This window comes from Streptomyces sp. E11-3, from assembly GCF_046540415.1.
GTDB lineage: Bacteria > Actinomycetota > Actinomycetes > Streptomycetales > Streptomycetaceae > Streptomyces.
The window spans coordinates 3,589,771-3,596,875 of record NZ_JAZGRL010000001.1; the positions used below are offsets into that span (position 1 = coordinate 3,589,771).

The 7,105-nt window shown below is 71.2% G+C and carries 7 protein-coding genes; all 7 read left to right on the forward strand.

Annotation, left to right across the window (positions count from 1 at the left end):
* The first annotated feature begins 132 nt into the window (after window positions 1-132).
* A complete protein-coding gene (locus U9R90_RS16500; protein WP_411057762.1) occupies window positions 133-714 on the forward strand; it encodes an NADPH-dependent FMN reductase in 582 nt (193 codons plus the stop codon).
* A 72-nt stretch (window positions 715-786) separates the two neighbouring features.
* A complete protein-coding gene (locus tag U9R90_RS16505) occupies window positions 787-1,782 on the forward strand; it encodes an ATP-binding cassette domain-containing protein (RefSeq protein WP_411057201.1) in 996 nt (331 codons plus the stop codon).
* A complete protein-coding gene (locus U9R90_RS16510; RefSeq protein WP_411057202.1) occupies window positions 1,779-2,642 on the forward strand; it encodes an ABC transporter permease in 864 nt (287 codons plus the stop codon). The genes U9R90_RS16505 and U9R90_RS16510 overlap by 4 nt, the downstream gene beginning before the upstream one ends.
* Window positions 2,643-2,718: 76 nt before the next feature.
* Entirely contained in the window at window positions 2,719-3,279 is a 561-nt protein-coding gene (locus U9R90_RS16515) for a Uma2 family endonuclease (RefSeq protein WP_411057203.1), read from the forward strand.
* 191 nt (window positions 3,280-3,470) lie between these two features.
* Window positions 3,471-4,139: a lipoprotein gene (locus U9R90_RS16520; protein ID WP_411057204.1), complete on the forward strand. Its 669-nt coding sequence runs from the start codon at window positions 3,471-3,473 to the stop codon at window positions 4,137-4,139.
* Window positions 4,140-4,169: 30 nt separating this feature from the next.
* On the forward strand, window positions 4,170-5,201 hold the full coding sequence (locus tag U9R90_RS16525; RefSeq protein ID WP_411057205.1) for an endonuclease/exonuclease/phosphatase family protein: 1,032 nt from the start codon (window positions 4,170-4,172) through the stop codon (window positions 5,199-5,201).
* Window positions 5,202-5,226: 25 nt separating this feature from the next.
* Window positions 5,227-7,105: FUSC family protein (locus U9R90_RS16530; RefSeq protein ID WP_411057206.1), on the forward strand; the 1,879-nt coding region annotated here is incomplete at its 3' end.

Sequence of the window (7,105 nt, forward strand, 5' to 3'; positions counted from 1 at the left end):
GCCGCCAGATTCGATCTGGCGGCCGCGCGCCGCGTTCTGGCGCCCAAAGGGTGAGAGGAGGACGTGATGACGGAGGACGTGGTGACGGAGGACGTGATGGCGGAGGACGTGATGACGGAGGACGTGATGACGATGACGACACCCAGCGGTCCGCCGCTCCAGGTCGCCGTGATCGTCGGCTCGACCCGCGAGGGCCGGGTCGGCGACGGCGTGGCCCACTGGTTCACCGAGCGGGCGGCCAAGCGCGGCGACCTCGACGTCGAGCTGATCGACCTCGTCGACTACACGGACTTCCCGGCCCGTTACCCGCACACCGCGACCACCGCGATGGCCCGCTTCACCCACCGCGTCGACCGCGCGGAGGCCTTCGTCATCGTCACCCCTGAGTACAACCGCAGCTTCCCCGCCTCCCTCAAGCAGGCCATCGACTACGCCTACGACGAGTGGCACGCCAAGCCCGTCGGCTTCGTCAGCTACGGTCACGGCAGCCGCGGACTGTACGCGGTGGAGGCACTGCGCTGCGTGTTCACCGAGCTGCACGCGATGAGTTTGCGTGACGTCGTCGGTCTCAACCTTGCCGAGGAGTTCACGGGCGCTCCCGACGCGGACCCCGGCAGCGCGGCCGACCAGGCGGCCGAAACGCTGCTCGACCAGCTCCTGTGGTGGGGCCTGGCCCTCCGCGAGGCCCGCGCCACACGCCCGTACACCTCCTAACCTTCCTAACCCTCCTGACCACTTCTGAGCACTAACCACGTGAAAACGACCCACCCCGGAAGGGACCGGACCATGAGCAAGCAGACGACCGGCCTGGCGATCGAGACCGCGGGTCTGGTGAAGACCTTCGGCCAGACCCGCGCCGTGAACGGCGTGGACCTGTCCGTCCCCGCGGGCACGGTCTACGGCGTCCTGGGACCGAACGGCGCGGGCAAGACGACCGCAGTGAAGATGCTGGCGACCCTGCTCCGTCCGGACGCGGGCGAGGCCCGTGTGTTCGGCCACGACGTCGTACGGGAGGCGGACGCCGTACGCGGCATGGTCAGCCTCACCGGGCAGTACGCCTCCGTCGACGAGGACCTCACCGGCACCGAGAACCTGGTCCTGCTCGGCCGCCTGACGGGGCACTCCAAGCAGGCCGCGCGCATCCGCGCCGGGCAGCTACTCGAAGCCTTCGGTCTGGCCGAGGCCGCGGGCCGCCAGGTCAAGAACTACTCGGGCGGCATGCGGCGCCGAATCGACATCGCCGCCTCCATCCTCAACACCCCCGACCTGCTCTTCCTGGACGAGCCGACCACCGGTCTCGACCCGCGCAGCCGCAACCAGGTCTGGGACATCGTGCGGGCCGTCGTCGCCCAGGGCACGACCGTCCTGCTCACCACCCAGTACCTGGACGAGGCCGACCAGTTGGCGTCCCGTATCGCCGTCATCGACAAGGGCCGGGTGATCGCCGAGGGCACCAAGGGCGAGCTGAAGGCCTCCGTCGGCGCCGGCTCCGTACATCTGCGGCTGCGCGACGCCCACCAGCGGGGCGAGGCCGAGCAGCTGCTGACGGCCGTGATGGGCGCACAGGTCCAGTTGGAGCCCGACCCGGTGGCGCTCACCGCGCGCGTGGGGACCGGCGACAACGGTAGGGGCGCGGCCGAACAGGCCGCCCGCGCACTGTCGGAGCTCGCCCGCTCCGGCATCACCGTCGACAACTTCTCGCTGGGCCAGCCCAGCCTGGACGAGGTCTTCCTCGCCCTGACCGACCGCAAGAACGACACCCAGCAGGAGGCAGCGGCATGAGCACCGCGACGACCACCACCGGCACCACCACCGCCGAGTCCGATGAACTGGCCCCGGTCAAGGGCGAGTCGCTGGCCGAGTTGCTGGTCACCAAGGACCGGCCGCCGCGGCCGAGTGCGTGGTCCGCCTCCGTGACGTTCGGCTGGCGGACGATCCTGAAGATCAAGCATGTCCCCGAGCAGCTCTTCGACGTGACGATGTTCCCGATCATGATGGTCGTGATGTACACGTACCTCTTCGGCGGGGCGATCGAGGGCTCACCGCGCGAGTACATCCAGTACCTGCTGCCCGGCATCCTCGTCATGAGCGTCACGATGATCACGATGTACACGGGTGTCGCCGTCAACACCGACATCGAGAAGGGTGTCTTCGACCGCTTCCGCACCCTGCCGATCTGGCGTCCGGCGCCGATGGTCGGCTATCTGCTCGGCGACGTCATGCGCTACACGGTCGCCTCGGCCGTGATGCTGACCGTCGGCGTCATCATCGGCTACCGCCCGGACAACGCCATGGGCGTACTCGCCGGGGTCGCCCTGCTGCTGGTCTTCGCCTTCGCCTTCTCCTGGGTGTGGACGATGTTCGGCCTGCTGCTGCGCAGCGAGAAGTCCGTGATGGGCGTGAGCATGATGGTGCTGTTCCCGCTGACGTTCCTGAGCGACATCTTCGTCAAGCCGCAGACGATGCCGGGCTGGCTGCAGGTCTTCGTGAACAACAGCCCGGTCACCCACACCGCCAAGGCGGTCCGCGAACTGATGTCGGGCGGCTGGCCGACGGCGGACATAGCGTGGACGCTGGGCTGGGCGGGCCTGTTCGTGCTGATCTTCGGCCCGATCACGATGCGGCTCTACAACCGCAAGTAGGACGGGAGCGCCGGTCGTGGCCGGTACGTGCTGCCTATGCTGGGGATGACGGCCACAAGGCGGAGGAGGCCCTCAGGTGAAGAACAACGCGCTGATCGCGATGTGGCACGACCTCGATGTGCCCGACGGCCTGCACGTCGAGCTGCTCGACGGGGAACTCGTCATGCAGGCGAACCCCGGACACGTCCACGACCTCCCCGGCCGCAGCCTCGTACGGCACACGCCTGAACCCTTCGAGGCCTGGTCGGAGCGGGGCCTGCTGGTGGCCGACGACTACCGCCCGCGCGCCGACGCGGTGATCATCCGTACCGAGGACCGGCCTGCCGACGACGCGGAAGCCGACTGGCCCGCCCAGATCGCGCTCGCCGTGGTCGAGGTCGTCTCCACCACCCGCACCGCGATCAAGCGCGACTGGGAGGACAAGCGGGAGCGATACGCGGGCGTCGGCATCCCGGTCTACCTGATCGTTGACCCGAACGACGCCACCTGGCACCTCCTTGAGCTCGACGGCAGGCACTACGTCGAGACCGGCAAAGGGATCTTCGGTCAGCCGATCACCCTGCCCGCCCCCTTGGCCTTCACCGTGCAGACCACAAGCTGGCACCCGTACGGCCGCGGCACACCCGCGGCCCCCTGACGCCTGGGGCTCCGGCCACGCCGGTCGCCCGACCCCGCGGCGCTGCGGGCCTTCCTGACGCCCCGACGCCTGGCGCAGTGACGTCTTGGCGCCGTGCGTCCTGAGGCCCTGACGACTGACGTCCTGACCTGGCGCTCGTCTCGTATACCGTCGTCCTGCGACGACGGCGACTCAGGGCGGGGAATTCAGCGATGCGGGCAGGGCGGGTGCGGATGCGGGTGCGGGGCAGATGTTCGGCGGTTGTGGCCGCGCTGGCGGCGGCCGGGCTGCTGACCGCCTGCTCCTCGGGTTCGGACGACTCCAAGTCGGACGGAGAGAAGTCGTCCCCGAACGCGTCCGCCAGTACGTCCGCGAGCCCGGAGGCCGTCGCCAAGGGCGGCACGGTCGGCGCCAAGGACTCCGCCTGCCCGCTGCCGGTCACCTTCGACTTCGCGGAGAAGTGGAAGCCGAAGGCCGTCGTGCTCGAAGGCAGTGAGCTCGACGTGCTGGGCAAGCAGGGGACCGTCGAGCTGACCTGCGAGATCGACGCCAAGCCCGCGGGGAACATCGGCTTCCTCAGGGTCTGGACCTCGGACGCGAAGGACGACACCCCGCGCGAGGTCCTGGAGGCGTTCGTGGCGGACAAGCGCACCACCAAGCAGGTCAAGTACCGCGACACGAAGGCGGGCGACCTCACCGCCGTCGAGGTCACCTACCTCTACGCCAGCGAGGCCCTGGACGAGACGAAGAAGGAACGCGCCCTCGCCGTCTCCACCCCGTCCGGCCCCCTCGTCCTCGACCTGGGCGGCCTGGACACCCAGGAACACGAGGAGATGCTCCCGGCGTACCGACTCGCGCAGGAGACGATGAGCGTCGAGTGACGTCCAGTGACGTCCAGCGAAAGGGCCACCTTGGAGACCATCACGGCACCGGCCGTCGCCACGGCCGCCCCCACCGGCGCCCGCCCAAGCGCCCGGCGCCAACTGGCCGCCTGGCTCGCCGGCATCAGCCTCGCAGGCGTCACCCTCGTACTGGCCTGCCGCGCCCTGAACACCGACGCCGTCACCCCCGTACCCCAGCTCCTCGCCTTCCTCCCCTGGCTGCTCCTCCCCGCAGGCACCGCCCTGCTGCTCGCCGCACTGGCGCGCTGGCGCGTAGGCATGGCCTGGGGCGCGGTCGCCGTGGCCGTCACCGCCTGGTTCATGCAGCCCTACGGCGCCGCCGACACGCCTTCCGCACCCCCCGTCGCCCATCTCCGGGTCCTGACCTCCAACGTCGAATTCGGCCAGGCGACCGAGGAGTTGCTGGCCACCATCCGCCGCGAGCGCCCCGACCTCGTCTTCGTCCAGGAGTGCGACCTCGGCTGCGGCAAGGCGCTCCGGGACCGCGCCGACTACCCGCACCACCACATCGTCCAGGCCACCGGCGCCGAAGGCTCCGCGATCCTCAGCCGCTACCCGCTGAAGACCGCCGAAGGCGTCCCCGGCACCCTGTCGATGCCGGGCGCCGTGGTCGAGATCGAGGGCCACCAGGTACGGCTCCAGCTGGCGCACCCGATGCCGCCGATGCCGGGCGACCTCGGCATCTGGCGCTCCGAGCTGGCCGCGCTACGGGACTACGCGGCGCGCGACGGGCGCACACCGACGATCCTCGCGGGCGACTTCAACGCCTCGCAGGACCACGCCGCGTTCCGCCGCATCCTGGACACCGGCCTGCGCGACAGCACCCGGCTCGCGGGCGGAAGCCGTACGCCGAGCTGGCCGTCCGCCTCCGCGCCGCCGCTCGGAGCGCAGATCGACCATGTGCTGGTGAGCAAGGACTTCTCGGCGCGCGCCACACGCTTCCTCGACCTCCCGAACACCGACCACCGCTCCCTCCTGGCCGACCTCACCCTCCACACCCCTCACGCGACCCTCCACACCCCCCACGCACCGAAGGCATAGCACGCAACCAGCACATAATGGGCGTATGTCCCGAGCGTTCTCTCCCCGCCTCGCGCCGCCCGAGTGGCTGGTCAGAACCCTTGAGACGAAGCCGGTGGCCCGCACCCCCTGGCCCGCCGTCGCCCGCGCCGCCGTCGCCATGTCGCTGCCGCTGGCCGTCGGCCTGGCCACCGGCTATCCGAACTACGGGGCGATCGCCTCAATGGGCGCCCTCTCCGGGGTCATCGGCGACACCGCGACCGCGTACCGGATGCGGGTCTACAACATCGCCGTACCGCAGCTCTTCGGCGCGATCGGCATCACGCTGGGCTCGCTGGTGTACGGACACGGGTGGCTGGCCGTCGCCGTCGTCACCGCCGTGGCGCTCGCCTCCGGCATGATCTCGACCATCGGAGCCGTGGCCTCGGTCTCCGGACTGCTGCTCCTGCTCAACTCGGTGATCGGCGCGGGGCTGCCGATGCCGGGAGCATGGTGGGTACCGCCACTGCTGATCAGCGGCGGCGGGCTGCTCGTCCTGGCCCTCGCGCTGCTCGCCTGGCCGATGCGCTCCGGAGTGCCGGAGCGCACGGCCGTCGCCGACACCTATCGCGCGGTGGCCACGCTCCTCGAAGCCGCGGGCAAGGACGCGGCGACGTACGCCACCGCCCGCCACACCGTCACCCAGTCACTCAACCAGTCCTACGACCTGATGCTCGCGCGGCGGGCCCGCCACCACGGCCGCAACCAGGAGCTGGCCCGGCTGGTCGGCCAGCTCAACGCGCTGATCCCGCTCGTCGAGGCGGCCCCCGCCGCGCAGCTGGCCGGGCGCCGCCTGCCGGACGCGGCGCCCGCCGCCGTACGGTCCCTCGCGCACGCCGTCGAAACGGGCTTCACCGGACCCGTCGACCTGCGCCTGCCCGAGCCCACGGGGGCGGGCGCGCACGCCGTGGACCACGCCATCCGCTACGCCGCCGACGCCCTGACCGACACCGACCCCGGCAAGGTGCACGACCGCCTCGGCCGCCCGGCCGCACTGCGCGACCGCACCCGCCGCACAGCCCGCACCGTCCTCCTCTCGGCGGCCTCCTGGCGCTACGGCCTGCGCCTGGCGCTGTGCATCGGCCTCGCCCAGGCCCTGGTCTCCCTCATCGAGGTGGACCGCTCGTACTGGGTGGCGCTGACCATCACCTTCGTCATGAAGCCCGACTTCGGCTCGGTGTTCTCGCGGGCGGTGCTGCGCGCGCTCGGCACGGCGGCGGGGCTCGTACTGGCGGCGGCGCTGCTGTCGGAGGTGCCGCGCGGCTGGTGGGACGTGCTGGTGCTGTTCGCGCTCGCTCCGCTGATCCCCGCCCTCACACCACGCGGCTACGGCTACCAGACAGCCGCCATCACCCCGGTGATCCTGATCCTGTCCGACGTACTCAACAAGGCGGGCGTAGGCCTGGTCGTCCCCCGCCTGTACGACAGCCTGATCGGCTGCGCCATCGCCCTGATCGCGGGCTATCTGCTCTGGCCGGAGAGCTGGCACACCCGCATCGGCGACCGCCTGGCGGACGCCGTCGCCGACACCGCGCGCTATGTGGAGTGCGCCTTCCTGGACCCGGCCGCCCCCGGCACCCCGGACGTCGCCGCACGCGCCCGCATGCGCCGCCGCCTCTACCGCGACCTGTCGGCCCTCCGTACAGAGTTCCAACGCGCCCTCACCGAACCGCCACCCACCGGGACGCGGGCGGCGGCCTGGTGGCCGCTGGTCGTCGCCGTCGAACGCGTCGTGGACGCCACCACCGCGGCCCGCATCCACATCCGCCACGGCGCCCCGCGCCCGGCTCCCGCGGAGTCGGCGGAGATCTGCCGGGCCCTGGAACAACTGGCGGGCGCCCTGCGGGAGTCGGCCTCCCCCACCCGAACCAGCACCCTCCCCCCGT